26 protein-coding genes are annotated in these 23956 nt (G+C 58.4%); 13 read left to right on the top strand and 13 right to left on the bottom strand.

The genetic code is table 11. The annotated features are described in order from the left end of the window. Positions 1-72 precede the first annotated feature (72 nt). Positions 73-702 carry a LysE family translocator gene (locus tag ACXAGD_RS03995; RefSeq protein ID WP_475208638.1) on the top strand — a complete coding sequence of 210 codons (630 nt, stop codon included), beginning with the start codon at positions 73-75 and terminating at the stop codon, positions 700-702. Between the two features lie 3 nt (positions 703-705). On the opposite strand, the gene ACXAGD_RS03990 is transcribed toward ACXAGD_RS03995, so the two are convergent. After that, a complete protein-coding gene (locus ACXAGD_RS03990; RefSeq protein ID WP_475208637.1) occupies positions 706-879 on the bottom strand; it encodes a hypothetical protein in 174 nt (57 codons plus the stop codon). Positions 880-980: 101 nt separating this feature from the next. On the opposite strand from ACXAGD_RS03990, the gene ACXAGD_RS03985 reads away from it, so the two are divergent. The 3 genes from ACXAGD_RS03985 to ACXAGD_RS03975 all read left to right on the top strand — a co-directional run bounded on the left by ACXAGD_RS03985 (position 981) and on the right by ACXAGD_RS03975 (position 2392). After that, positions 981-1121 carry a hypothetical protein gene (locus tag ACXAGD_RS03985; RefSeq protein WP_475208635.1) on the top strand — a complete coding sequence of 47 codons (141 nt, stop codon included), beginning with the start codon at positions 981-983 and terminating at the stop codon, positions 1119-1121. Between the two features lie 80 nt (positions 1122-1201). Continuing rightward, positions 1202-1741 carry an adenine phosphoribosyltransferase gene (locus ACXAGD_RS03980; RefSeq protein WP_475208633.1) on the top strand — a complete coding sequence of 180 codons (540 nt, stop codon included), beginning with the start codon at positions 1202-1204 and terminating at the stop codon, positions 1739-1741. Positions 1742-1909: 168 nt separating this feature from the next. Next, positions 1910-2392 carry a fasciclin domain-containing protein gene (locus tag ACXAGD_RS03975; protein WP_475208632.1) on the top strand — a complete coding sequence of 161 codons (483 nt, stop codon included), beginning with the start codon at positions 1910-1912 and terminating at the stop codon, positions 2390-2392. Positions 2393-2432: 40 nt separating this feature from the next. Here ACXAGD_RS03975 and ACXAGD_RS03970 read toward each other — a convergent pair whose 3' ends face one another. From ACXAGD_RS03970 to coxB, 11 genes are all read right to left on the bottom strand, one after another. After that, on the bottom strand, positions 2433-3845 hold the full coding sequence (locus ACXAGD_RS03970) for an FAD-binding oxidoreductase (protein WP_475208629.1): 1413 nt from the start codon (positions 3843-3845) through the stop codon (positions 2433-2435). A 38-nt stretch (positions 3846-3883) separates the two neighbouring features. Next, the gene (locus ACXAGD_RS03965; RefSeq protein WP_475208628.1) at positions 3884-4702 is read right to left on the bottom strand and encodes an MBL fold metallo-hydrolase; all 819 of its coding nucleotides are present in this window, start codon (positions 4700-4702) and stop codon (positions 3884-3886) included. 101 nt (positions 4703-4803) lie between these two features. Further along, positions 4804-5388, bottom strand: coding sequence for a GNAT family N-acetyltransferase (locus tag ACXAGD_RS03960; protein ID WP_475208627.1), 585 nt, complete (start codon positions 5386-5388; stop codon positions 4804-4806). Next, the gene (locus ACXAGD_RS03955; protein ID WP_475208625.1) at positions 5388-6650 is read right to left on the bottom strand and encodes a M16 family metallopeptidase; all 1263 of its coding nucleotides are present in this window, start codon (positions 6648-6650) and stop codon (positions 5388-5390) included. Before ACXAGD_RS03955 ends, ACXAGD_RS03960 begins: the two co-directional genes overlap by 1 nt. Continuing rightward, complete coding sequence (thrC, locus tag ACXAGD_RS03950) at positions 6647-8035, bottom strand: threonine synthase (RefSeq protein WP_475208623.1); 1389 nt, start codon at positions 8033-8035, stop codon at positions 6647-6649. Before thrC ends, ACXAGD_RS03955 begins: the two co-directional genes overlap by 4 nt. Then, entirely contained in the window at positions 8032-8709 is a 678-nt protein-coding gene (locus tag ACXAGD_RS03945; RefSeq protein ID WP_475208621.1) for an SURF1 family protein, read from the bottom strand. Before ACXAGD_RS03945 ends, thrC begins: the two co-directional genes overlap by 4 nt. A gap of 155 nt (positions 8710-8864) precedes the next feature. Next, the gene (locus tag ACXAGD_RS03940; RefSeq protein ID WP_475208620.1) at positions 8865-9680 is read right to left on the bottom strand and encodes a cytochrome c oxidase subunit 3; all 816 of its coding nucleotides are present in this window, start codon (positions 9678-9680) and stop codon (positions 8865-8867) included. A 22-nt stretch (positions 9681-9702) separates the two neighbouring features. Then, entirely contained in the window at positions 9703-10278 is a 576-nt protein-coding gene (locus ACXAGD_RS03935) for a cytochrome c oxidase assembly protein (protein ID WP_475208619.1), read from the bottom strand. After that, the gene (locus tag ACXAGD_RS03930) at positions 10278-10439 is read right to left on the bottom strand and encodes a hypothetical protein (RefSeq protein ID WP_475208618.1); all 162 of its coding nucleotides are present in this window, start codon (positions 10437-10439) and stop codon (positions 10278-10280) included. Before ACXAGD_RS03930 ends, ACXAGD_RS03935 begins: the two co-directional genes overlap by 1 nt. Continuing rightward, positions 10436-11392 (bottom strand): heme o synthase, encoded by a 957-nt coding sequence (gene cyoE / locus ACXAGD_RS03925; protein WP_475208617.1) that lies wholly within the window; start codon positions 11390-11392, stop codon positions 10436-10438. The genes ACXAGD_RS03930 and cyoE overlap by 4 nt, the downstream gene beginning before the upstream one ends. 73 nt (positions 11393-11465) lie before the next feature. Further along, a complete protein-coding gene (gene coxB / locus ACXAGD_RS03920; protein ID WP_475208616.1) occupies positions 11466-12377 on the bottom strand; it encodes a cytochrome c oxidase subunit II in 912 nt (303 codons plus the stop codon). A 176-nt stretch (positions 12378-12553) separates the two neighbouring features. On the opposite strand from coxB, the gene tldD reads away from it, so the two are divergent. The 5 genes from tldD (at position 12554) to ACXAGD_RS03895 (ending at position 19529) form a co-directional block, all read left to right on the top strand. After that, entirely contained in the window at positions 12554-13975 is a 1422-nt protein-coding gene (gene tldD, locus ACXAGD_RS03915) for a metalloprotease TldD (RefSeq protein ID WP_475208615.1), read from the top strand. Between the two features lie 226 nt (positions 13976-14201). After that, positions 14202-15329 carry a DNA-processing protein DprA gene (gene dprA, locus ACXAGD_RS03910; RefSeq protein WP_475208614.1) on the top strand — a complete coding sequence of 376 codons (1128 nt, stop codon included), beginning with the start codon at positions 14202-14204 and terminating at the stop codon, positions 15327-15329. A gap of 151 nt (positions 15330-15480) precedes the next feature. Then, positions 15481-18099 carry a type I DNA topoisomerase gene (gene topA / locus ACXAGD_RS03905; RefSeq protein WP_475208613.1) on the top strand — a complete coding sequence of 873 codons (2619 nt, stop codon included), beginning with the start codon at positions 15481-15483 and terminating at the stop codon, positions 18097-18099. A 99-nt stretch (positions 18100-18198) separates the two neighbouring features. Continuing rightward, positions 18199-18903 carry a CoA transferase subunit A gene (locus ACXAGD_RS03900; protein WP_475208612.1) on the top strand — a complete coding sequence of 235 codons (705 nt, stop codon included), beginning with the start codon at positions 18199-18201 and terminating at the stop codon, positions 18901-18903. After that, positions 18903-19529, top strand: a complete 627-nt coding sequence (locus tag ACXAGD_RS03895) for a CoA transferase subunit B (protein ID WP_475208609.1) — start codon at positions 18903-18905, stop codon at positions 19527-19529. Before ACXAGD_RS03900 ends, ACXAGD_RS03895 begins: the two co-directional genes overlap by 1 nt. 46 nt (positions 19530-19575) lie before the next feature. Here the strand turns inward: ACXAGD_RS03895 and ACXAGD_RS03890 are convergent, their stop codons facing one another. After that, on the bottom strand, positions 19576-20442 hold the full coding sequence (locus ACXAGD_RS03890) for a lytic transglycosylase domain-containing protein (protein ID WP_475208607.1): 867 nt from the start codon (positions 20440-20442) through the stop codon (positions 19576-19578). 354 nt (positions 20443-20796) lie between these two features. Here ACXAGD_RS03890 and ACXAGD_RS03885 point away from each other — a divergent pair, with 354 nt between their 5' ends. The 4 genes from ACXAGD_RS03885 (at position 20797) to ACXAGD_RS03870 (ending at position 23946) form a co-directional block, all read left to right on the top strand. After that, positions 20797-21006, top strand: a complete 210-nt coding sequence (locus ACXAGD_RS03885) for a Flp family type IVb pilin (RefSeq protein WP_475208606.1) — start codon at positions 20797-20799, stop codon at positions 21004-21006. 100 nt (positions 21007-21106) lie between these two features. Beyond that, entirely contained in the window at positions 21107-21319 is a 213-nt protein-coding gene (locus tag ACXAGD_RS03880) for a Flp family type IVb pilin (RefSeq protein WP_475208605.1), read from the top strand. A gap of 152 nt (positions 21320-21471) precedes the next feature. After that, complete coding sequence (cpaB, locus tag ACXAGD_RS03875) at positions 21472-22347, top strand: Flp pilus assembly protein CpaB (protein ID WP_475208604.1); 876 nt, start codon at positions 21472-21474, stop codon at positions 22345-22347. 192 nt (positions 22348-22539) lie between these two features. After that, a complete protein-coding gene (locus tag ACXAGD_RS03870) occupies positions 22540-23946 on the top strand; it encodes a type II and III secretion system protein family protein (protein ID WP_475208603.1) in 1407 nt (468 codons plus the stop codon). Positions 23947-23956 lie beyond the last annotated feature (10 nt).

The following is a 23956-nucleotide window of genomic DNA, read 5'->3' as shown; positions in this document are numbered from 1 at the left end:
GCAATTCACGAAAGGCTTGACCTTGTCGCCACACCGGGGCTTGGTAAGGGCGATTTCAAAACAGGAACGCCCATGTCCCTCGACCTTTGGCTGGCCTTTGTGGCCGCATCGACCGCCTTGCTCCTGATCCCTGGACCGACCGTTCTGCTGGTGCTTAGCTATGCCTTATCGAAAGGGCGCAGCGTCGCTGTCGCCTCGGCCACCGGAGTCGCGGTTGGGGATCTGGTGGCAATGACCGCTTCGCTGCTGGGTTTGGGGGCGCTGGTACTGGCCTCGGCCACGCTGTTTTCGGTGCTGAAATGGGTGGGCGCGGCCTACCTGGTGTGGCTCGGTATCAAATTGTTGCGCAGCGCGCCGGAAGGCGGATTACAGACAGTTGAGACTGGGCGCGACGTCACGGCCCGCAGCGTCTTTGGCCACGCCGCCGCCGTGACGGCGCTGAATCCGAAGTCCATCGCGTTTTTCATAGCCTTCGTGCCGCAATTCCTGCGCCCGGCGGACCCATTGGGCCCACAATTCGCTATCCTGATCGCAACTTTCGTCGGCCTCGCCTGGCTAAACGCTCTGGCCTATGCCCTGCTTGCGGACCGCCTGCGCCGCATGATCGGACGGGCCGGTGTCATCACCGCGATGACCCGGTTCGGAGGGCTGACTCTGATCGGAATGGGGGTAGCGACCGCCGTCCTGCGTCGCCCGGCCTGAGGATCAATCCTCGGCGTGTTCCTTCATGAATCCACGGATGAACCGACGGATTTCCCGCGCAGCTGAGGTATCCAACTCCTTGCACAGCTCAACAAAAGCGTCGCGCTCATCTTTGTCCAGACGCAAGACCAACTGACTGTTTTTCTTGGTAGACCCCATACCGTCTTTCTTTCCCACGCGTCTTTTCCCTGTCCAGCTCTTGATTCTTTTTGCGATGCATTGTATATACATAGCATAGAAGTTGTAGTTATCGAGCACCTAACAATAAAAAAGGGAACATGGCAATGAACCTTCATGCTGCTCAGGCATTTCTTTTGCGAGACCAGCGCAACTGGCGCAAACCGCATCTGTCGTGGCTGCCCGCCGCGCTGTATCGCTACAAAAGCCTGCCGAACTCAATTTCGCGACGTCGCAAGTAAGCTGGTAGTAATCTTTCCTTGCAAGGCTGACCCCAATGGGCCAAACACGCCCGCGTGTTTTGACGCCAAAGGGGTTGGCCATGTCCAGAAACAAGTCGGTCAAGGATTACATCCGAACCATCGTTGATTTCCCGCACGAAGGGATCATGTTCCGGGATGTCACCACCCTATTTGCTGACCCGCGTGGGTTCCGCATGGCGATCGACCAGATGCTGCATCCCTATGCGGGCGAGCGGATCGACAAGGTCGTCGGCCTTGAGGCGCGCGGCTTCATCCTTGGTGGCGCGATTGCCCACCAGCTGAGCGTCGGCTTTGTCCCGATCCGCAAAAAGGGCAAGCTGCCCGGCACCACCATCAGCGAGGATTACAAGCTTGAGTACGGTGAGGCCATTGTCGAAATCCATGATGATGCCATTCAGCCGGGTGAAAAAATCCTTGTGGTCGATGACCTGCTGGCCACCGGAGGCACGGCCGCTGCCGGGATCAAGCTGATAGAACGGCTGGGGGGTGAGATCGTCTCGTGTTCCTTCATCATCGACCTGCCGGAACTGGGCGGCCGCAAGGTGCTGGAAGAGATGGGTATGGACGTGCATATTCTGTGTGAGTTCGAAGGGCTTTAACCCCTTTTTCTTCACAAAAACGTGAGTGGAAATTGGATTTCGCACTGGCTTAGCGCGGGATACTTTTATTTCAACCCAGTCTCATAGACACATTCAGTGATCTTATTGTGGAGATCACGCGTATCGCTGTTGATGCCATATGAGGCATTCCAACAAGGGATTTGTATCATGTTTCGCAAGCTCGCTTTCGCTGGTGTGGCCAGCCTGATCGTTGGCACATCCGCATTCGCAGATGGCCACTCGAAGGATATCGTCGACACCGCCGTTGGTGCCGGCAGCTTTGAAACCCTGGTGGCCGCCGTGCAAGCCGCCGACCTCGTGGACACGCTGAAAGGCGAAGGCCCTTTCACTGTCTTCGCTCCCACAGATGAAGCATTCGCGGCGCTGCCTGAAGGCACAGTAGAAACGCTGCTGATGCCCGAGAACAAAGATCAGCTGGTCGCAGTGCTGACCTATCACGTGGTACCGGGCAAAGTGATGTCAGGCGATCTGTCCGACGACATGACCGCTGCCACAGTTCAGGGCGGGGACATCACCATTGATCTGGACAACGGCGTGATGGTGAATGACGCCAACGTTGTGCAGGCTGATATCGAGACCTCGAACGGCGTGATCCACGTCATCGACAAGGTCATCCTGCCAGGGTCGTAATCGCCCAGGCGCGGCCCGGCACAAGCCAGGGGCCGCGTCACTACCTCAAAACCGCGCCTGGATTCATGATCCCCAACGGGTCCAGCGCGGTTTTGATGGCGCGCATGGCCGCCAGCTTTGTCGCATCGCCGTATTTCTCAAGATCGCCGGTTTTTAGTCGTCCGACCCCGTGTTCGGCACTGACGGACCCACCAAACGCGTGCACCAGATCGTGCACAGCGTACTTAACGTTCTGCCTCAGACCGTCGAATTCCGATCGGTCATGACCCTTAGGAGGGAACACGTTGTAGTGCAGATTGCCGTCCCCCAGATGCCCAAAGCAATTGATGCGGAACGGACCAAGCGCCGCCACGACTTCGGCGCCACGAACGATAAACTCGGGAATCCGTGAGATAGGGACAGAGATATCGTGGCTCGATACCGACCCGATCAAGCGGTTCGCCTCGGGGATGCGTTCGCGCACGGCCCAGAGGTCCGCACGCTGCGCCTCGCTTTGCGCTATGACGGCGTCGCCGACTAGGCCGGCGTTGTCCGCTGCGGCGTAGAGCGTTTCCAGTGCCGTGGACGGCACGTGGCCAGCAAACAATCCCAGTTCGATCAGCACGCACCATTCGGGCTGCGCCGCAAAGGGCTGCCGCACTTCCGGCAGCACCTCGGTGAGGAATTGCAGGCCCTGCCGGTGGATCAGTTCAAACGTGCTGATGCCATCACCCAACTGATCCCGCGCCAACGCCAGCAACTCAATCGCCGCCTCAGGCGAGGTGACCTGAACCATCGCCGTCCCCACCGCTTCGGGCCGTGGAAACAGATGCAGAGAAGCCGCGGTGATGATCCCCAGCGTGCCCTCGGACCCGATCAGCAGGTTGCGAAGGTCATATCCGGTATTGTCTTTACGCAGACGGCTGAGACCGTGCCAGATCTCTCCATTCGGCAAAACCGTCTCAAGCCCCAAGCACAGGTCGCGCGCATTGCCATAGCGCAACACGTTAACTCCACCAGCATTGGTGGCCAGGTTCCCGCCGATCCGGCATGACCCTTGCGCCGCCAGCGCCAGAGGAAACAGCCGGTTCGTCTCCTCAGCGGCGGCCTGCACATCAGCCAGAATCGCACCCGCTTCGGCGATCAGAATGTTCTCAGTCGGATATACCGCCCGGATCGCCGTCATCCGTTCCAGAGAGATCAACAGCGGCGCAGGCCCATCGGACATGACCTGACCGCCCACCAGCCCGGTGCCACCGCCATAGGGCACCACCGGCACCCGCGTGTCCGAAGCTAACCGCACCAGCCCGGCTACCTCTTCAACCGTTCGCGGCAGGGCAAGCAGCCCCGCATGCCCGGCAAACCGGCGGCGCGGTTCTTCCAGATATCGCTCTGTGACGGGGCGCAGGATATCGTCACCAAGGTTGGCGCGGATCAGATTGGCAAAGGTCTCATTGGCAGGATTCAGTGTCATACCCATTCCTTGCCCAAGCGGCACGACCGCGACAAGCCCTATTCCAATTCAATCAGATAGCGCGGCTCCAACACCACCACCGTGGGTCGGTCCGGAAGTGTCTGAAGCGATACGGTCAACTCGGAAGCGCCATCGCGTTCGACAGGAAAGTCATTGCGGATATCAACCAGGAACCGGTCCAGCGAAAAGCCTGAAAACCAATGCATCGGGATGATCACCGAGCTTTTCAGCCGCTTCAAAACCGAGATCATGTCGGGAAGCGGCATGGTCGTGCCGCCATCCACTGCAGCCATCACCACATCCAACCGCCCCAAAGCGGCAAACTGTTCGTCCGAAGGCACGTGGTGCAGATGGCCGAGATGACCGATGCAAAGCCCTTCGATCTCAAACACAAAAATCGAATTTCCACGTTCTTCAACCCCACCATAGGGGGACCGGATATCGGTCGAGACATTGCGCACCAACATCTCACCCAAATCGAGGTGATGCTCGATGCCCTGCCCGAACTCTCCCCAACCGGGCAACACATGCGGAATGGCCGGATCGGGATGGGCCGTCCAATGGGTGCTGTGGGCGTGGTTCATGGTCACCACGTCCGGGATCAGATCAGCGCTGCCGATGAAGCCAGTGAAATCGGTCACCGCGTTCAACCCGCCCTGCGTCTGGATTAGGAACGAGGCGTGAGCAATATAGCTGATCCGCACTGAATAGTCGGGGATGGGATCCTGCCAAGCAGCCTTGTGAATGTACTCAATACCCGGCGCGGCATCGGCGATGGCGATACAATGGCTCGACCGCCGCTCCTGCGCCGCAGCCCCGCCCGAGATCACCATCAATGCCGCAACTATCCAGCGCATGACGGAAGTGTAGCGCAGATCGCCCTCATGTCATGCCCCTTGTTCATCCGGCCGAAAACAACCTAGGGAGTCGCGGCCTGCCGCGACGGTGGCAGAACCCCCTACCCCGCGTCGGTTTTCCCGCGTCGGTCCGACCGTAGGCTGGCATACAGGACATGCGTTCGCCACCGCCCGTTAATCTGCAGATACGACTGAGCCACGCCCTCGTATTTGAAACCCGAGCTTTCCAGCAAGCCGCGTGAGGGCTTGTTTTCGGGCAGACAGGCGGCTTCGATCCGACTCAGGTCCAGACGGGTAAAGGCGTGATGCACCACTGCTCCGATCGCCTCGCGCATGTAGCCGTTGCGCGCAAAAGCCTCACCGGTCCAGTAGCCCAGAGTCCCTGCTTGCGCCGGGCCGCGGCGGACGTTGTCCAGAGTGATCGCACCTACCAGAATATCGTCTTCGCGACGGAACAGAAACAAGGGAATCGCAGTACCGCTCGCCACCGATCTCTGTGCCCAATAGACCCGGTTGGTGAAGGACTTGCGGCTCAGATGATCCTTGGCCCAGACCGGCTCCCACGGAGTCAGGTATTCCTTGGAGGAACGCCGTAACGCCGCCCAGCCGTTAAAGTCCGAATGCACGGGCGGGCGCAAGCTCAAGCGCTCGGTTTCGAGTTTCAGCTTGCGTCTGCCCAGAAGCATCACGCCGCACGCCTCTCCTGCAGTTCCGCCAAAGTGGGGGCGCCCGAAACCGGACCGTACAGCGCCAGCGCCGCCGGGGCTTTGACGGCCATGGCTTCGGCAAAGGCGCGCACGTCCTCGGTGCTGACCGCATCGATCTTGGCAACGGTATCCTCAAGCGAGGGCACCCGACCCCAGATCTGCACCAGCCGCGCCAGACGTTCCGCCCGATTCGACGGGCTTTCCAGGCCCATTAGCATCCCGGCCTTCATCTGAGCGCGCGCGCGGGCGACCTCTTCGGGGCTCATATCCTCGGCAGCGCGCTTCATCTCGTCGATGGTGATACTAGCCAGTTCCGCGACTTGTTCGGCCGACGTCCCTGCATAGATCGTGGTCGTCCCGGTATCGGCATAGGCCCCGGTTTGCGCAAATATCGTGTAGCAGAGCCCGCGCGTTTCGCGCACTTCCTGAAACAGGCGCGAGGACATACCACCACCCAAAGCGGTAGAGTATATCTGAGCGGTATAGATCGCATCGTCACGATAGCCGGGGCTTTCCAGCGCCAGCGCGAAATGAGCCTGCTCCAGCTCTTTCTCCTGCCGCGCTTCACCGCCTGTAAATCGAGCCGCGTCAGGGATCAGCCCCTTGCGCGGCTGCAGATGACCAAACATTTCTTCGGCCATCTTCATCAGCGCATCGTGATCCACGGCACCTGCGGCTGACAGGATCATCTGCTCGGGGCCATAATGCTCGGCCACGAATCCCGACAAATCTTCACGCGAGAAAGCACTTACCCGCTCGGTTGGGCCAAGAATGGTGCGGCCCAAAGGCTGATCGTGATAGCTCTGCTCCTGTAGCCAGTCAAAGATCACGTCGTCCGGCGTGTCATAGGCCTGACCGATCTCTTGCAGGATCACGCCGCGCTCGACTTCGATCTCGCGCGGGTCAAAGACGGGGTTCAAAACGATGTCGCCAATCACATCCATCGCGAGCGCCACGTCGTCCTTCAGAACGCGCGCGTAATAGGCCGTCACCTCGCGCGAGGTGTAGGCGTTAATGTATCCGCCCACATCCTCGATCGCCTCGGCGATTTGCAATGCCGAACGACGCTCAGTTCCCTTGAACGCCATATGCTCAAGAAAATGCGCGATGCCGTTCTGTTCGATCCGCTCATGCCGCCCGCCGGCGGTCACCCAGATGCCGATGGCCGCAGATTGCAGCCCCGGCATATGTTCACTGACGATACGAAAGCCGTTCTTCAGTTGGTCTTGTCTGACTGTCACTCAGCGATATGCCTTCTGATATGATCCTCAAGGGCACCCAGATCGTTGGCAATGCGGGTCACCCGTTCCGGACGTTCATACAGATCAGACATGCGGGATGGAAGAGGCGGATGCACGTCGCTGGCCTTCTCGACCGCTTCAGGGAATTTCGCGGGGTGCGCGGTGGCCAGAGTTATCATCGGCACGTCTGCGGCGCGATGCTCTTCGGCGACCTTGATGCCAACTGCAGTGTGGGGGCAGACCAGTTCTGCACTGTGGGCGAGCGTGTGCTTAATGGTCTCCAGCGTTTCATCCTCAGACACACGGCCCGAGTCGAAGCTTTCGCGCAGCGCTTCCATTGCGCCCTGGCTGACGTTGAAACCACCATTCTTGAGCTCATCCATCAACTGAGCCACGGCACCACCATCCTCGCCATAGGCATAGTACAGCGCACGCTCAAAGTTCGAGCTGACCTGAATATCCATCGACGGGCTGATCGAGGGGATGGTGTCACCCTTGAAATACCCTTCGTCCGACAAGCAGCGATGCAGGATGTCGTTCTGGTTGGTCGCCACCACCAGACGGTCGATGGGCAGGCCCATGCGTTTGGCAAGATAGCCCGCGAAGATATCGCCGAAATTACCGGTCGGCACCGTGAAGCTCACCTTGCGATGCGGAGCACCAAGGCTAACCGCCGCCGAGAAGTAGTAGACGATCTGAGCCAGGACCCGCGCAAAGTTGATCGAGTTTACACCCGCCAGCTTCACACCATCGCGGAAGTCGAAATCGTTGAACATGTCCTTCAGCGCGGCCTGACAATCGTCGAAGTCTCCGTCCACAGCCAGAGCATGAACATTGCCGTCCGCAGGCGTCGTCATCTGGCGGCGCTGCACTTCGGACACGCGGCCATGCGGGAACAGGATGAACACGTCCACCGCGTCCAGCCCCCGAAACGCCTCAATGGCAGCCGAGCCCGTGTCACCACTGGTTGCGCCGACGATGGTCACCCGGTCACCGCGCCGTTTCAGAGCCACCTGGAACAGCTGGCCGATCAACTGCATGGCAAAGTCCTTGAAGGCTAGCGTCGGCCCGTGGAAAAGTTCCAGCAGGAAGTGGTTCTCGTTCAGCTGCTTTAGCGGCGCGCGGGCATCGTGGCCGAACCCGTCGTAGGCGCGGGCGATGATCGCCTTGAACTCATCCTCGGCGAACGAGCTGCTGACATAGGGCCACATCACCCGAAAGGCGATTTCCTCATAGGGCAGACCGGCGAGCGCTGCGATCTCGTCGCGCGACATCACAGGGATCTCGGCGGGTAGATACAGTCCGCCATCCCGGGCCAGCCCGGTCAGCATCGCCTCTTCAAACGTCAGTTCTGGCGCTTGGCCGCGGGTCGAGATGTACTTCATTGCTCTTCACTCTCAGAAGGGGCGCGGTTGCGCCACAGGAAATAACCGGTCATCGCGGCCCAGACCAGAGCCAGACCAAACCATGTGATTGCATACTGCAGGTGATCGTTGGGAATGCCTGCCGTATCCACTGGCAGAGGCGTCACACCCGGATCTGTTTCCGAACGGGCGATCAGCAGCACCGGTTCGGCCCCCAAGGCGGCCGCCAGGTTGGGCACATCACGGGCAAACCAGATGTTATCGTCGATATCAGGTTCGGGGGTGTAGCTGTCGATCTCGTCCGGCCAATGAAGGTTACCGATGACCTCCATCGGACCGGTCAGGCGATCAGCCTGCTTGGCCGTCGTCGGCACAAACCCCCGATCTACAAGAATAGTCCGATCTTCCGTGCTGAAGGACTGGATGATCCGATACCCCGCCCCTACCAGCTTGACCGAGACCAGAACGTGGATTTCACCCGGTTCCATATCTCCGGCAAGCTTAACTGGCAGATATCTGTCACGTTCCGGTGCGATGTTTTGTGGTAGGCCGACAGGCTCTGCCTCGATCCTGGCTTCGATATCCGCCAGCACATCCTGCTTCCACGACAGGCGCTGCACCTGCCAGACGCCCAGCGACAGCAACACGCCCAAACCGGCGAGGCCGAAGGTCAGCAAGAACAGAATGCGGCGCATGTTGGGGTCAAACCTTGTTGCAGAAACCGGCGTCTTGTTAAGGGGCGCGCGACCCGAATTGCAACCACGCAATTGTATCGGGCGCAATCTTGCGTCCTGATTGAGAAAAAGCCGCCCCGAAGGGCGGCTTTTGCAATTGAACAGCCTGATCGGCGTTACATCAGCGGGGCTTGGCCCCAGATGTAGACGGCGAAGAACAGGAACAGCCAGACAACGTCCACGAAGTGCCAGTACCAAGCCGCAGCCTCGAATCCGACGTGTTTTTCGGGGGTGAAGTCACCGCGCAGTGCTCGGATCAAACAGACAGACAGGAAGATCGTCCCGATGATCACGTGCGCACCGTGGAAGCCAGTTGCCATGAAGAAGTTCGAATAGAACTGGTCGCCGCCGAACTTCCAGCCTTCATGCGCCAGCAATTCATAGTATTCAAACGCCTGCAGGAAGGTAAACGCGATGCCCAGAACGATGCCGATGGCCAGACCCTGCACGAGCGCTTTGCGATCGTTGTTATGAACCAGAGCGTGGTGCGCCCAGGTGATCGCACAGCCCGACAGCAGCAGAACCAGTGTGTTGATCAGCGGCAGGTGGAACGGATCAACCGCGTGGATATCCGGCTGGATGTATTCGGTGCCAGCATAGTCGTACATCGGGTACATGCGATGTTTGAAGAACGACCAGAACCAGGCAAAGAAGAACATCACCTCGGACATCACGAACAGGATGAAGCCATAGCGCAGGCCGATACGAACAACCGGTGTGTGATCGCCGGCGCGGCTTTCGGCCACCACTTCGGACCACCAGGCGAACATGGTGTAGAGAACCGCCACCAGCCCCATCCAGAACATGAACGAGGTAATGCCGTGCATCCAGAGGACAGCTCCGAACAGCATCACAAAGCCGCCGACTGCGCCCAAGAGCGGCCAGATCGACGGGGCCAGAATGTGATAATCGTGGTTTTTAGCGTGTGCCATCAGCGTCCCTCACCTACAGGCGTTAGTTCGTGTTTGTGTCTGCCTGCGCTTCCAGGGCAGCAAAGCCCTCGGGCAGGTCTATTTCATAAAATGTATACGACAGAGTGATCGTATGCACATACTTGGCTTCCAGATCTTCAACCATTTCAGGATCGACGAAGAAGCTAACCGGCATCTGCACCCGTTCCCCGGGTTGCAGCACCTGTTCCTCAAAGCAGAAACAGGCGATTTTCTGGAAATACCCACCGGCCGAATAAGGCGCAACGTTGTAAGATGCCTGCCCTGCAATCGGGCGGTCGGTCGGGTTGTAAGCCTCGTAGAAGGCCAAACCGGTCTCACCGATGCGCACTTCCATTTCGCGCTCGACCGGTTTGAACTCCCAGGCCATGTCTTTGGCCTTGGAGGCATCGAACCGGACGGTCACAGTGCGGTCCAGAATATCCTCAGGCGCGGTGGTAGCCACACCTGTGGTGCCACCAAAACCGGTTACGCGGCAGAACCAGTCATAGAACGGCACCGCGGCCCAGGCCAGGCTGCCCATCAGGACAACCACACCCACCGTCTGCGCTACTGTCTTTTGCGGACCGGTCAAAGCCATCAGTTCTGCACCTCCTGCGCGGGCACACCCATACTTGTGCCCGAAACCTTCACGATCGTCAGGCCAAAGATAATCACGATGAAAGCAGCCAATGTCACGCCGACCCCCAGATTGCGGCTAAAGCGGCGTTCGTGCAGTTCGTGGCTCTTGCGCAGGCTCATGACCACCCTCCAAAGCCATAGGGTTTCAGCAGGGCTTCGGCCAGAATCGCACCGAAGTGCAAGAACAGGTAGAGCAGCGACAGCTTGAAGAAAGAGCGCTCGACCTTGAAGTTATCCGCCTCCGCGTCGTCCTCGGTCCGGCGCGAGATCTGCCAAGCGCCGCGTAGGAACAGGGCATTCATCACAACCGCTACGGTCAGATAGATCGGGCCACCGATGCCCGAAAAGGCGGTGCCAACGGCCAGCGTGGCTAGCAGAGCGGTATAGATCAGGATATGCCAGCGGGTTGCGCGGCGCCCGTGGGTCACGGTCAGCATTGGCACGCCCGCATCGTCGTAATCCGAACGCATGAACAACGCCAGAGCCCAGAAATGCGGCGGGGTCCACATGAAGGTCAGGGCGAACATCAGCCATGGCTCCAGCGTCATGGAACCGGTGGCGGCAACCCAGCCGATCACCGGCGGGAAAGCCCCTGCTGCACCGCCGATTACGATGTTCTGAGGCGTCGAACGCTTCAGCCACATCGTGTAGACAACGACATAGAAGAAGATGGTGAAGGCCAGAAACGCACCGGCAAACCAGTTCGTTGCCAGCCCCAACATGATCACCGACAGGCCGGATAGCGCCAAACCCAGCGCCAGCGCCTCGCCTTCCTGCACTTTACCGGACGGGATCGGTCGGCCTTTGGTGCGTTTCATCACCTTGTCGATATCCGCATCCCACCACATGTTCAGCGCGCCGGACGCGCCTCCGCCAATGGCAATGAACAAGATGGCGCAGAAGCCCACAAACGGATGCACCGGCACCGGCGCGGCCAGCAGACCAACCAGAGCCGTAAACACGACTAGTGACATCACGCGGGGCTTCAGCAGGGCGAAAAAATCGCCAAAGCTGGCCTCGTCCGCATGTGCCGTGGCGGTCACTGTGCTGGCATTGATGCTTGCGTCGCTCATACTCGGTCCTTTTGGGGCGAAAGCTGCGCGTTTCCCGCGCAGCTCACGTGTATTTACCTAGGCCTTATCAGGCTTAGTTCGAGGCAACCTGATAGGCAGCAGGCTGGCCTGCGTACTCTTCCAGAGCGCCCTGCAGCCATTGCTCATACGCCTCTTCGCTGACCACTTTGACGGTGATCGGCATATAGGCGTGGTCCTTGCCGCAGAGTTCCGAACACTGGCCGAAATAGACGCCTTCCTTGTCGGCCTGGAACCACAGTTCCGCCAGACGACCCGGTACGCCGTCCTGCTTCACGCCGAAGGACGGGATGGTCCACGAATGGATCACGTCGGATGCAGTCACCTGCATGACGACAATCTTGCCGACCGGGACAACAACAGCGGTGTCGGTGGCCAGCAGCCATTCGTCATCGCTGTAACCGGCGTCAGCCAGCTTGGCCCGCATCGCATCATCCAGAACAAAAGGAGTAACCTCGGCATCCGCCGGGCGAGCCCCTTCGTCCAGCGTGGCCGGGTGGCCCAGCAGATAGCTGTCGAATGCAAAATCGTGATCAACGTATTCGTAGGTCCAGTACCACTGGTTGCCCACCACCTTGATCACAACGTCGCCTTCCGGGATCTCCTGCTGTTTGAACAGAACCGGCAGCGAGAAGGCACCGATGAAGACCAGAATCAGAATCGGCCCCAAGGTCCATGCGATTTCAACCGGGGTATAGTGCGAGAAACGCGCCGGTGTCGGGTTCGCACGCTGGTTGTAACGCACGATACAGTAAACCAGCAGCGCGGCAACGAACACGCAGATCACGGTGATGATCACCAGAATCATGCCGTCCAACTTATGGATCCCGTCAGCAAGGCTGGTGGCTGCGGGCTGGAAACCCATACCCCCGTCAACCGGTTTGCCAATAATCTCAAGCTCCTGAGCCATGGCGGGAAGGCTGGAGAGGGCTGTCATAAAGCCCGAAAGCATCAAAGCATTCTTCATATTCTGTCCTGATCGTTTGATCTTTGCTTCTCTCGCGAAAAGGTGTGAATCGGTCGCACCTCTCCCGTTGTCTTTGGCGAAGTTAAAAACCATATTCCTGATGCTAGATAAAGCAAAATGCTTGCGTCAAACAGACGCTATTTTTGATCTGGATCAAACTCGAAAGGTCCCAAGTGATGCCCAACGACCCGTTTCGCCCTTTTGAGAGCGCTCTTCCGCAGGACGAAGCGCTGTCGGTTTTGCAGTCTGCCACTGCCGGGGCCGAAGACGGAGAGCTGTTTGTCGAACGCCGGAAATCCGAGTCTCTGGTCTTTGATGACGGGCGATTGAAGACAGCATCCTACGACGCGTCCGAGGGGTTCGGTCTGCGCGCAGTTCAAGGTGAGGTCGCGGGATATGCCCATTCCACCGACGTCTCGATTGCGGCGCTGAAGCGGGCGGCGGAAACTGCGCGGCTGGCTGTGGGTGACGGCGGCGGCACGCTGGCCGAGGCGCCGCGCGCCACCAACACCCGGCTTTATACAGACGAAGATCCGATCGAATCTGCCAGCTTTCCGGTTAAAATCGAAACACTACGCGAGATCGACGCGTTTGCCCGCGACCTTGACCCCCGCGTCGTACAGGTCAGCGCCACCATCGCTGCTGCGGTGCAAGAGGTCGAAATCCTGCGCCCTGATGGCGTTTTGGTACGCGATGTGCGCCCGATGACCCGCCTGAACATCTCGGTCATTGTGGAACAGAACGGCCGTCGCGAAAGCGGCTCGGCAGGAGGTGGCGGTCGCGTTGGTCTGGACGGGCTGATTGACCCATCTGATTGGCAGGACAAAGCCCGCGAGGCGCTGCGGATCGCGATGGTCAATCTGGACGCCGTCCCTGCCCCCGCTGGTGTGATGGAGGTTGCGCTTGGCCCCGGTTGGCCCGGCATCCTGCTGCACGAGGCCATCGGGCACGGGCTGGAAGGCGATTTCAATCGTAAGGGCAGCTCGGCCTTTGCCGGTTTGATGGGTCAACAGATCGCGTCCAAGGGCGTGACGGTTGTGGATGACGGTACCATTGCTGACCGGCGTGGTTCGATCACGGTGGATGACGAAGGCACACCCAGTTCGCGGACCGTGTTGATCGAGGATGGTGTCCTGACCGGTTACATGCAGGACCGCCAGAACGCCCGCCTGATGGGGGTTGCCCCCACCGGAAACGGTCGGCGGCAGAGCTATGCGCACAAACCCATGCCGCGCATGACCAATACAGTGATGCTGGGCGGGGACGCTGATCCTGCATCCTTGGTTGCAGATATCAAAGACGGCATCTGGGCCGTGGGTTTCGGCGGCGGACAAGTCGACATCACCAACGGCAAGTTCGTGTTTTCCTGCACCGAGGCCTATCGGGTTGAAAACGGCAAGATCGGTGCTCCGGTCAAAGGCGCGACATTGATTGGCGACGGGCCGTCGGCGTTGAACCGTATTCGCGGGCTGGGCAACGACATGGCGCTTGATCCGGGCATGGGAACATGCGGCAAGGATGGTCAGTGGGTGCCGGTTGGTGTTGGTCAGCCCACAGTTTTGATGGATGGCCTGACGGTCGGCGGCTCAGCGGCCTGAGAGAATCGGAGTCCGTTACGGTTAACGCCACGCCTTTGAAAACTAGGCTTTCTTGCGTTCGCTTGATATTCACCTCAAGCGGACGCATTTAGTTTTTACATTAAGATCAGTGCATTACGCGTTTTCACGCATGGAACCTCGAAAATTGTCCGAATAATTTGGCTGGATTCACAAGCTGTTAACCCCTGCAGCCGTAAACCAGTTCTGCAATCAGGCGGAGCATCGGATGACCGAAGAGCAGCTTTCTTCCTATCACCCCACACTCCCACCCACCACGGAAGAGGATCGGTTTTCCTGGCTTCGTCTGTTGCGTTCACGCAAGGTCGGTCCGGCGACGTTTCGTCGGCTATTGCGAGAACATGGCTCGGCGCAGAACGCGCTGGCCGCGCTGCCTGAAATGGCACGCGCTGCCGGAATTGAAGGGTATGAAATTTGCCCGCCCGGCGTGATTGAGGCGGAACTCAAGGCCGCAAAAGTCGCAAATGCGCGGCTTTTGTGCCTTGGGTCCGCTGATTTTCCTGATGCTTTGAATGATCTGTCCGATGCCCCTCCGATGCTGTGGGCGGTTGGCGATGTGTCTTTGCTGCACAAACCCTGTATTGCCGTGGTCGGGGCGCGAAACTGTTCATCACTGGGTGCGCGGATGGCACGCGGGTTGGCAACCGATCTAGGAAAGCGGGGTTATGTCGTCGTGTCCGGATTGGCACGTGGCATCGACACTTCGGCACATATGGCGGCACTGGACACCGGCACCGTAGCGATTATGGCCGGTGGTGTGGACGTGATCTACCCAACCGAAAACACCGAACTGGCCAGAGACATCGCCCAATCTGGGCTGCGCGTGTCAGAGCAACCGATGGGCGTGACCCCGCAGGCCCGGCATTTCCCGCGCCGCAACCGGATCATCTCGGGGCTGGCGCAGGCGGTCGTGGTGGTCGAAGCCGCGGCTAAGTCCGGCAGTCTGATCACTGCCCGGGATGCCCTGGATCAGGGGCGTGAGGTTTTGGCAGTACCCGGCCACCCATTCGATGCCCGAGCGGCTGGCTGCAACCTGCTGATCCGCGACGGGGCTACATTGGTTCGGTCTGCCGAAGACGTCATCGAAGCGTTGCCACAGCAGCAGACCAATTTGTTTGATGCTCCCCTGACCGAAATGCCTGTGGAATCGCCCCCCTCGGGCGCGACGCTCCAAAGTGAGATTCTTGCCCGGCTGGGACCGTCGCCTATCGCCGAAGACCAGCTGATCCGCGACATCGCCGCCACGGCGGGCGAGATTGGCCCGGCTCTGGTCGATCTGGAACTGGACGGGCGCATTCAGCGACAGCCCGGCGGGTTATTGTCACTGACGGCCTGACGCAGCAAACGCTGAAAACGCCGCGTCTAGCACACTGGAATCGCCATCAATTTTCGGTTTTTAAAGGAACGCATTGACAATTCGCTCTTGCCCTACACATTTTGCACGATCATAGAAGGCGCCCAATTCGTCGAGCGAGGTTTTCCCTTAAATGCCTGTAGTTGTTGTAGAATCCCCAGCTAAAGCCAAGACAATCAACAAATATCTTGGCCCCGACTACACGGTTTTGGCGTCTTATGGACATGTTCGCGACCTGCCCCCAAAGGACGGATCCGTCGACACTGAGCACGAATTTGCGATGAAATGGGAGGTCGGCAATGACAGCCGCAAACATGTCAAAGCCATCGCCGACGCGCTGAAAGAAGACAATGCCCTGATCCTCGCCACCGACCCCGATCGCGAGGGCGAGGCGATCAGCTGGCATTTGCAGGAGGCGCTGACCAAGCGCCGCTCGATCAAAAAAGATACGCCGGTCAGCCGAGTGACATTCAACGCTATCACCAAAGACGCGGTGACCGAGGCAATGCAAAACCCGCGTGAGGTCGACATGCCTCTGGTTGAGGCCTATCTGGCGCGGCGTGCGCTGGACTATTTGGTGGGGTTCAATCTTTCGCCTGTTTTATGGCGCAAGCTGCCCGGCGCAAAGTCCGCAGGTCGTGTGCAATCCGTCTGCCTGCGTTTGATCGTCGAACGCGAGATGGAGATCGAGGCATTTAAACCGGTCGAATACTGGTCGGTGCGCGCAGTATTTGAAACACCGCGCGGCCAGACCTTCGAAGCCCGTCTGATTACTCTGGCCGGCAAGAAGCTGGATAAACACGATCTGGCGAACGCCACACAGGCCGAACTGGCCGTGCAGGCGATTACCAGCCGCGCGCTCAGCGTCACCTCGGTCGAGGCCAAACCGGCCGCCCGTAACCCCAGCGCGCCGTTCATGACCTCAACCCTGCAGCAAGAAGCTAGCCGCAAGTTCGGCATGGGCGCGCGTCACGCGATGCAGGTGGCACAGCGGCTTTATGAGGCGGGCTACATTACCTATATGCGGACTGACGGCATCGACATGGCGCCCGAAGCTGTGACCGCCACCCGCGACGCGATCACGGACCGCTATGGTGCGGAATATGTGCCGGACAGCCCGCGTATCTATAAAAACAAGGCCAAGAACGCGCAGGAAGCGCACGAATGTATCCGCCCCACTGACATGTCGCGCGACGCCAAGGCCCTGAAGGTGACAGATGAAGATCAACGAAAGCTTTATGATCTTATTTGGAAGCGCACCATCGCCTGTCAGATGGCCGCCGCACGTTTGGAGCGGACGACGGTCGAGATTGGCAGCGCAGACGGTCAAGTCGGCCTGCGCGCCACCGGTCAGGTGGTTCTGTTCGACGGCTTCATGCGTGTCTATGAAGAGGGTCGCGACGACGTCTCGGACGACGACGAAAAGCGCCTGCCGCAGATCATGCAGGGCGATCCGGCTCCGTTCGCAAAAACCTCTCTGAAGGATCAGTTCGCCAAGGCGGAGGACAAGGCCGCCATCCTGTCCGACAACGAAGCTGTTCTGGCCCTGCAGCACCACACCCAGCCACCGCCGCGCTATACTGAGGCCACTCTGGTTAAGCGGATGGAAGAGCTGGGGATCGGGCGCCCCTCGACCTACGCCTCGATCGTGACCACGATCCAGGACCGGGAATATGTGCGCAAGGACAAGAACCGGCTGATACCGGAAGAAAAGGGCCGGATTGTCACCATCTTCCTGCTGAACTTCTTCCGGCAATATGTCGGTTATGAGTTTACGGCTAATCTGGAAGAACAATTGGACGACGTCAGCGCCGGTGACCGTGATTACAAGGACCTGCTGGGCAAGTTCTGGCGCGATTTCTCGGCGGCCATTGGCGAGACGTCGGAACTTCGTATTTCCGAAGTGCTGGACAAATTGGACGAAGCGCTGGCCCCTCAGCTCTACCCCCCGCGCGAAGACGGCTCTGACCCGCGTATCTGCCCGAAATGCGGAACGGGCCAGTTGCATCTGAAAACCTCGCGGACCGGTGGGTTTGTGGGCTGCGGCAACTATCCCGAATGCACTTATACCCGCCCCATCGCGGGCGAAGGCGCCGAGGGCGACGAACGTCTGTTGGGCGAGGATGCGGGCGATGAGATCTGGCTGAAATCCGGTCGGTTCGGGCCTTATGTACAGCGTGGAGAACCCACGCCCGAAAACAAGAAACCTCCACGCGCCTCCCTGCCCCGAGGCTGGAGCAAGGACGACATGGATCTGGACAAGGCACTGACGCTGTTGTCCCTGCCCCGCCAGATCGGTGAGCATCCTGAGGGCGGCATGATCAGCTCAAACTTCGGGCGGTTCGGGCCGTATATCATGCACCAGTTGCCGGAAGAGGCGAAACCCGTCTACGCCAACCTCAAAGACCCCAATGACGTGTTCGAAATCGGCATGAACCGCGCGGTCGAGATGCTGGCCGAGAAACGTGCCAATCCGGGGCGCGGACGACGGGCGGCCGCGAAGCCGTTGAAAGAACTGGGCGACCACCCCGATGGCGGCGCGATGCAGGTTCTGGACGGGCGTTATGGGCCGTATGTGAAATGGGAAAAGGTCAACGCCACCATCCCCAAGGACATTAAGCCCGAGGACGTGACCCAAGAAATGGCCATCGAACTGGTCAATGAGCGGGCAGCCAAAAAAGGCACCAAGAAAAAGGCCGCGCCGAAGAAAAAAGCCGCCGCTAAGAAGACAACCAAAAAGGCGGTCAACTAAGGGATTAGGTAGAAATACCACTACACAGTTGGATTCGTTGACTTCCCCGTGACGTGGCGGCACAACCTGCCCATCACCATATCATTGGGGGAGTTTTCCATGAAGAAAATCTATGCCAATGCCACCGAAGCACTCGACGGAGTGCTGACGGATGGCATGCTGATTGCTGCAGGCGGGTTCGGCCTGTGCGGCATTCCTGAACTGCTACTCGAAGCGATCAAGGACTCGGGTGCGCAGGACCTGACTTTCGCTTCGAACAACGCGGGCGTCGACGATTTCGGCATCGGCATCCTGTTGCAGACCAAGCAGGTCAAGAAAATGATCAGCTCGTATGTCGGCGAAAACGCCGAGTTCATGCGTCAATATCTGGCTGGAGAGCTTGAGTTGGAATTCAACCCGCAAGGTACTCTGGCCGAGCGTATGCGCGCAGGCGGCGCCGGTATCCCCGGTTTCTACACCAAAACCGGTGTGGGCACCGTGATCGCCGAAGGCAAAGAGCATAAAGACTTCAACGGCGAAACCTACATCATGGAAGAAGGCATCTTTGCCGATCTGGCCATCGTCAAGGCGTGGAAGGCCGATGACACCGGTAACCTGATTTTCCGCAAGACCGCCCGCAACTTTAACGTGCCTGCAGCCACCTGCGGCAAAATCTGCGTGGCCGAGGTCGAAGAAATCGTCCCGCGCGGCTCGCTGGACCCGGACGGCATCCACCTGCCCGGCATCTATGTGCATCGCATTATTCAGGGCGATCACGAAAAGCGCATTGAACAGCGCACCACCCGTCAGAAGGAGGAAGCATAATGCCCTGGGACCGCAATCAGATGGCCGCCCGCGCGGCACAAGAGCTGGAAGACGGCATGTATGTGAACCTCGGCATCGGTATCCCGACGCTGGTGGCGAACTATGTGGGTGACAAGGACATCACTCTGCAATCAGAGAATGGTATGCTGGGCATGGGTCCCTTCCCGTTCGAGGGTGAAGAAGACCCCGACCTGATCAACGCTGGCAAGCAGACGATCACCGAGCTGTCCCGCACCTCTTATTTCGACAGTGCCACATCCTTTGCCATGATCCGCGGCGGCAAGATTGCTGCGGCTGTTCTGGGCGCGATGGAAGTGGACGAAGAAGGCGATCTGGCCAACTGGATGATCCCCGGCGTGCTGGTCAAAGGCATGGGTGGCGCGATGGACCTTGTGGCCGGTGTCGGCCGTGTGATCGTCGTGATGGATCACACCAACAAGCACGGCAAGTCCAAGCTGCTGCAGAAATGCACCCTGCCGTTGACCGGTAAAAAGGTGGTGGATCGCATCATTACCAATCTGGGCGTTCTGGATGTGGTTAAAGGCGGCCTGAAGATCGTCGAAATCGCCGAGGGCGTGACCGAAGACGAAATCCGCGCGGCCACTGAAGCCAAGATCGTCAACTGATCTGCATGATCGAGAGAGAAGGCCCGCCGAAAGTGGCGGGCCTTTTTCAATTCAGAGTTTGGAACACACAGCCGTCCGAGATCAATTCGGGTGGCGTGGAACACAGGGCCTTTGCAATCTGAAAGGCCGCAAGCACCTTGGGCACATAGTCCCGCGTCTCGGCATAGGGTGGCACGCCGTCATGTTTGCGCACAGCCCCTTCACCTGCATTGTACCCGGCCAGCACCAGAATTGGGTCATTGCCGAACTCTTCCATCAGCCAGTTCAAGTATTTCACACCGCCGGAAATGTTTTGACTGGGCTGGAAACTGTCCTGAACACCAAATCGCTTGGCTGTGGCTGGCATCAATTGCATCAATCCCTGCGCTCCGGCCGAACTCACCGCATCCGCACGTCCCGCCGATTCGACCGAGATCACGGCAAGCACCAGCGCGGGTGATACTTCTGTCCCGACAGTGGATCGTAGAATCTCGATCCCTTGCTGCTGTGCGATGTTCTGAAGGGTCTGCAAACGCGGTGATGCCACATTGGTTGCGGACAACGCCCTAATCGCCTCATTCAGCCGACCCGCCCCCGAAGCAGAGAGCGCAGGCGAGATATTGTCCCAAAAGGCTTTGTAGGACCCCACCGGCTTTTTCTGCGATCCTGGGCCCGGAGCGCTTGGCGGAACGGTCGCCGTTCGCGGAGCAACTTCGGGTATGGAAATCTCAGCCCCCGTGCTGGGCGCGTAAGGGGCCGCCGCGTGTTCCTCGGGCGATATCTGAACAGTCACCTTGGGCCGGGAGCCGGGCTTAGGTGCCTTCACTCTCTTATAAACGCCCCTGGGTTCGGTTTCGGTCGCGACGACTGGCAATGGTGCTGACACCATCAACGCCGCGATACCGGCGCATGTGATTGCGTCCCGGAGTTTCATTTTGCCTGCCTCGTGTTTTTTCTTTTCAACAGTTTGAACCCCGAATCCCTTTGAAAAGCCAGAAAAACACGGCGAATTGGGGCAATTTCGCCTCATTTGCCGCAATTTTGCATCGGCGATACCAAAGGCCGCCTTTCGTTCCGATTTTTATTTCATTTATTTTCAATATGTTAGGTAAAAAACTACCAAAAAGTTAAGCCCAGAAGGAAAAAAACGGTGTTTGGCCCAATTCCTGCCACGCCTGACAGGCAAACATAATGCCATACCGAGACGGTCGGGAGCGGACTGAGAGAGAAAGCTCTGTTAGACACCGAGGTTTAATTGACTTTTTTGATCCTTTAGGAGGGACGTAACATGATCAAGTTCATCAAGAACTTCCGCAAAGACGAAGACGGCGCCGTAACTGTAGACTGGGTTGTTCTGACCGCAGCTGTCGTTGGCCTGGCCGCCGTTGCTTACACCCAGGTTGGTGAAGGCACCAAAGCGATCGCCGACGCTGTTGGCTCGACCCTGGACACCGCAGCAAGCAGCGTTGCAAGCGACATCCCGGTCAACCCCGAATAATAAGACCGGCTGCTTAGCCTAAGAAATTCTTTAGTGGGGCCTTGCCTGTTTAGGCGTGGCCCCATTTGTTTTGTAACCACCTAAGTCCGGCGCTTTCATGATGAACAGAATCCGAAACTTCATAGAGCACGAAGACGGGGCAGTAACTGTTGACTGGGTCGTGCTGACAGCCGCCATCGTAGGCATCTGCGCCAGCGTATACGCTTACTTTGGAGACCCCGTAAAAGAGCTGGATGCCAGATCAGGTGCTGCTCTGAGCAACGTCGATGTCGCCGAAGATATCAGCGTCAACTTTGACACAACGGACCCCTGATCGACACGGCCCATGATTGTCCCGAAAGCCACGGAGGCAAAATATTTCAAATATTGTCCCCTTTTTCGACACAATCTACCTTTATCCAAAAGTGATCTTTGTCGTAGCTTCTGCGGCAATTAACACGGAATAGAAAGAACGAGGGGACGCGAATGCGTTTGGTATTTGGACTTGTCCTGATTGCCGGTGTGGCTTTGGCCGGGGGTGCGGTCTACATGGCCCGCGACTACATCGCTCAGTATCAGGATCAGCTCGCCCGTGAGCGTCAAGCCACGAAGGATGCGCTGGAAAACGTCAAATCGGTGCCAACCGTCGGAGTCATTGTGTCCACACGGGCGATGAAATACGGCGAACCTCTGGTCAAAGAAGACGTTCGCATCGTGAATTGGCCCGAGGATGCGATTCCCGAAGGTAGCTTTGTGGACATGGCGGTGTTGTTTCCTGATGACGCCAAAGGGGATCGCTTTGTTCTAAGGGCGATGGAAAAAGACGAAGCGCTTATGGAGGTCAAGGTCACCAAACCTGGCCAGGCGGCAGGCCTTGTCTCTCGCATTGAAAAAGGTATGCGCGCGTTTGCCATCAGCGTTGACGTTTCCTCGGGCGTTTCCGGGTTTCTACGTCCGGGCGACAAGGTGGACGTATATTGGACTGGCGCTGTCAGCCGGGAATTCGAAGGCGGCGGCAACGAAATCACCCGCCTGATTCAGACCAACATCGAACTTATCGCGGTGGACCAGACCGCTGGATCCGACGTGACGGGCGCAACGATCGCGCGAACCGTAACCGTTGCAGCGACACCGGAACAGATCGCCGCTTTGGCACAGGCCCAAAACACTGGCCGGTTGTCTCTGGCTCTGGTTGGCGTACAGGATGATACGGTCGCATCGGCCGTCGAAGTGGACCAGCGCAAATTGCTGGACCTCAAGGAATCGGCCCCTGCTGCGGCCCCGGTCGTGGAAAAGGTCTGCACCGTAAACACACGGCGCGGCGGCGAGATCGTGAAAACCGAGATTCCCTGCACAAACTGACGTTAAATCAGAGATTTACGACCACAAGCCGCGCCATTTGCGCGGCTTGTTTCGTTTTTGATGTTGCGCATTGTCCACATAAGGAAAATTCCGGAAACCCTTGATTATTGCAATAAATTCGTAATTCGCGCAGTGTTACGTCACATAGGGCATTAGACCTAAAAACGAGGCGTGATCGGAGAGGCAGGTCACATGAAAATACGTTCTTGGATCAGCGCAACCCTGCTGGGGTTGGCGCTTACAGTTGGTCCGGTCGGCCATACGGCCTGGGCTGAAACTTTACGCGTGGTGAAGAATGGTACAGCGGAAACTCTGGACGTTCCGATGAACCGCGCGATTGTCGTGGAAAGCGAAGAACCGTTCGCCGAACTCAGCATCGCCAATGCCGGCATTGCTGACATTTCGTCGCTTTCGGATCGCACTATTTATGTGTTGGGCAAAACACCGGGTTTGACCACGCTGACCCTGTTTGACGGCGCGGGCAATCTGCTTGCGAACGTTCGGGTCCGTGTTTCTCCGGATGTGTCCGAGTTTAAAGAGCGGCTGCGGCAGATTCTGCCGGCTGAGCCGATCGAAGTGCGGACGGCTAACGACGGCATTGTACTTTCGGGTGTGGTTTCAGGCAGCGCAAAACTTGAGCGCGCGCTGGAGCTGGCCGAACGCTACGCGCCTGACCGGGTTTCGAATCTGATGTCGGTTGGCGGCGTTCAGCAGGTGATGCTAAAAGTACGTTTTGCTGAAATGAACCGCTCGGTAGCCAAAAGCCTGACCGCTTCGCTTGGTTTCGGCGGCGGTGACGTGACCGGTGGTATCAACAGCTTGAACACTTCGGCTGCTTTGGCAAACGCACTGAACAACAATATCCCTCCCCTGCAGACCAATACAGGTGCCATCCTGTTCGGGTTTGGGGCCGGATCGACGCAGGTTCGCCTGCTGCTTGAAGCTTTGGAATCTAAAGGGCTTGCACGCAGTCTCGCGGAACCCAACCTGTCCGCTCTGTCGGGTCAGGAAGCAACGTTCCTTGCCGGTGGCGAAGTTCCCATCCCGGTACCGCAGGAATTTGGTGTAATTGCCATTGAATACAAGCGCTTCGGGGTCGAAATCGACTTTATCCCGCGTGTGGTCGATGGCGATCTGATCAATCTTGAACTGGCAACTTCGGTCTCGAGCATTGATACCAACTCGAACTTCACGATCCAGGGTGACACGATCCCCAGCTTTGTCACCCGCCAGACCAGCACAACGATTGAGCTGCGCGATGGTGAGAGTTTTGCGATTGCCGGTCTGATTCAGGACGACTTTACCGACCTGAGCAGTCAGCTTCCTTGGATCGGTGATGTTCCGGTTCTGGGTGCCTTGTTCCGCAGCGCAGAATACCAGCGCGCGCAAAGCGAACTGGTTGTCATCATCACCGCTCATTTGGTGTCCCCGACACGTGGTGAAGCCCTGGCATTGCCAACGGATCGGGTTAAACCGCCCAGCGAATTTGATCTGTTCGTTAACGGCAAAGTCGGTCGTACAACACGCCCGGGTTCCGGTGCGGCTTCGGAAGTGGCCAAGCAAGACTTTGGCAGCTCCTACGGCTACGTTCTGGATTGATAGGAGGATA

Source organism: Ruegeria sp. ABF4_144, assembly GCF_056160045.1.
This window is presented reverse-complemented; position numbering and strand designations above follow the sequence as displayed.

Bases quoted from the DNA above. Each gene is read 5' to 3' on its own strand.
- ACXAGD_RS03985 (WP_475208635.1), top strand. From the start codon at position 981: ATGGCAATGAACCTTCATGCTGCTCAGGCATTTCTTTTGCGAGACCAG.
- ACXAGD_RS03890 (WP_475208607.1), bottom strand. From the start codon at position 20,442: ATGAAACTCCGGGACGCAATCACATGCGCCGGTATCGCGGCGTTGATG.
- ACXAGD_RS03885 (WP_475208606.1), top strand. From the start codon at position 20,797: ATGATCAAGTTCATCAAGAACTTCCGCAAAGACGAAGACGGCGCCGTA.
- ACXAGD_RS03900 (WP_475208612.1), top strand. From the start codon at position 18,199: ATGAAGAAAATCTATGCCAATGCCACCGAAGCACTCGACGGAGTGCTG.
- ACXAGD_RS03940 (WP_475208620.1), bottom strand. From the start codon at position 9,680: ATGGCACACGCTAAAAACCACGATTATCACATTCTGGCCCCGTCGATC.
- dprA (WP_475208614.1), top strand. From the start codon at position 14,202: ATGACCGAAGAGCAGCTTTCTTCCTATCACCCCACACTCCCACCCACC.
- thrC (WP_475208623.1), bottom strand. From the start codon at position 8,035: ATGAAGTACATCTCGACCCGCGGCCAAGCGCCAGAACTGACGTTTGAA.
- ACXAGD_RS03980 (WP_475208633.1), top strand. From the start codon at position 1,202: ATGTCCAGAAACAAGTCGGTCAAGGATTACATCCGAACCATCGTTGAT.
- cyoE (WP_475208617.1), bottom strand. From the start codon at position 11,392: ATGAGCGACGCAAGCATCAATGCCAGCACAGTGACCGCCACGGCACAT.
- ACXAGD_RS03880 (WP_475208605.1), top strand. From the start codon at position 21,107: ATGAACAGAATCCGAAACTTCATAGAGCACGAAGACGGGGCAGTAACT.
- ACXAGD_RS03930 (WP_475208618.1), bottom strand. From the start codon at position 10,439: ATGAGCCTGCGCAAGAGCCACGAACTGCACGAACGCCGCTTTAGCCGC.
- ACXAGD_RS03970 (WP_475208629.1), bottom strand. From the start codon at position 3,845: ATGACACTGAATCCTGCCAATGAGACCTTTGCCAATCTGATCCGCGCC.
- cpaB (WP_475208604.1), top strand. From the start codon at position 21,472: ATGCGTTTGGTATTTGGACTTGTCCTGATTGCCGGTGTGGCTTTGGCC.
- topA (WP_475208613.1), top strand. From the start codon at position 15,481: ATGCCTGTAGTTGTTGTAGAATCCCCAGCTAAAGCCAAGACAATCAAC.
- ACXAGD_RS03965 (WP_475208628.1), bottom strand. From the start codon at position 4,702: ATGCGCTGGATAGTTGCGGCATTGATGGTGATCTCGGGCGGGGCTGCG.
- tldD (WP_475208615.1), top strand. From the start codon at position 12,554: ATGCCCAACGACCCGTTTCGCCCTTTTGAGAGCGCTCTTCCGCAGGAC.
- ACXAGD_RS03895 (WP_475208609.1), top strand. From the start codon at position 18,903: ATGCCCTGGGACCGCAATCAGATGGCCGCCCGCGCGGCACAAGAGCTG.
- ACXAGD_RS03935 (WP_475208619.1), bottom strand. From the start codon at position 10,278: ATGGCTTTGACCGGTCCGCAAAAGACAGTAGCGCAGACGGTGGGTGTG.
- ACXAGD_RS03945 (WP_475208621.1), bottom strand. From the start codon at position 8,709: ATGCGCCGCATTCTGTTCTTGCTGACCTTCGGCCTCGCCGGTTTGGGC.
- ACXAGD_RS03870 (WP_475208603.1), top strand. From the start codon at position 22,540: ATGAAAATACGTTCTTGGATCAGCGCAACCCTGCTGGGGTTGGCGCTT.
- coxB (WP_475208616.1), bottom strand. From the start codon at position 12,377: ATGAAGAATGCTTTGATGCTTTCGGGCTTTATGACAGCCCTCTCCAGC.
- ACXAGD_RS03960 (WP_475208627.1), bottom strand. From the start codon at position 5,388: ATGCTTCTGGGCAGACGCAAGCTGAAACTCGAAACCGAGCGCTTGAGC.
- ACXAGD_RS03975 (WP_475208632.1), top strand. From the start codon at position 1,910: ATGTTTCGCAAGCTCGCTTTCGCTGGTGTGGCCAGCCTGATCGTTGGC.
- ACXAGD_RS03995 (WP_475208638.1), top strand. From the start codon at position 73: ATGTCCCTCGACCTTTGGCTGGCCTTTGTGGCCGCATCGACCGCCTTG.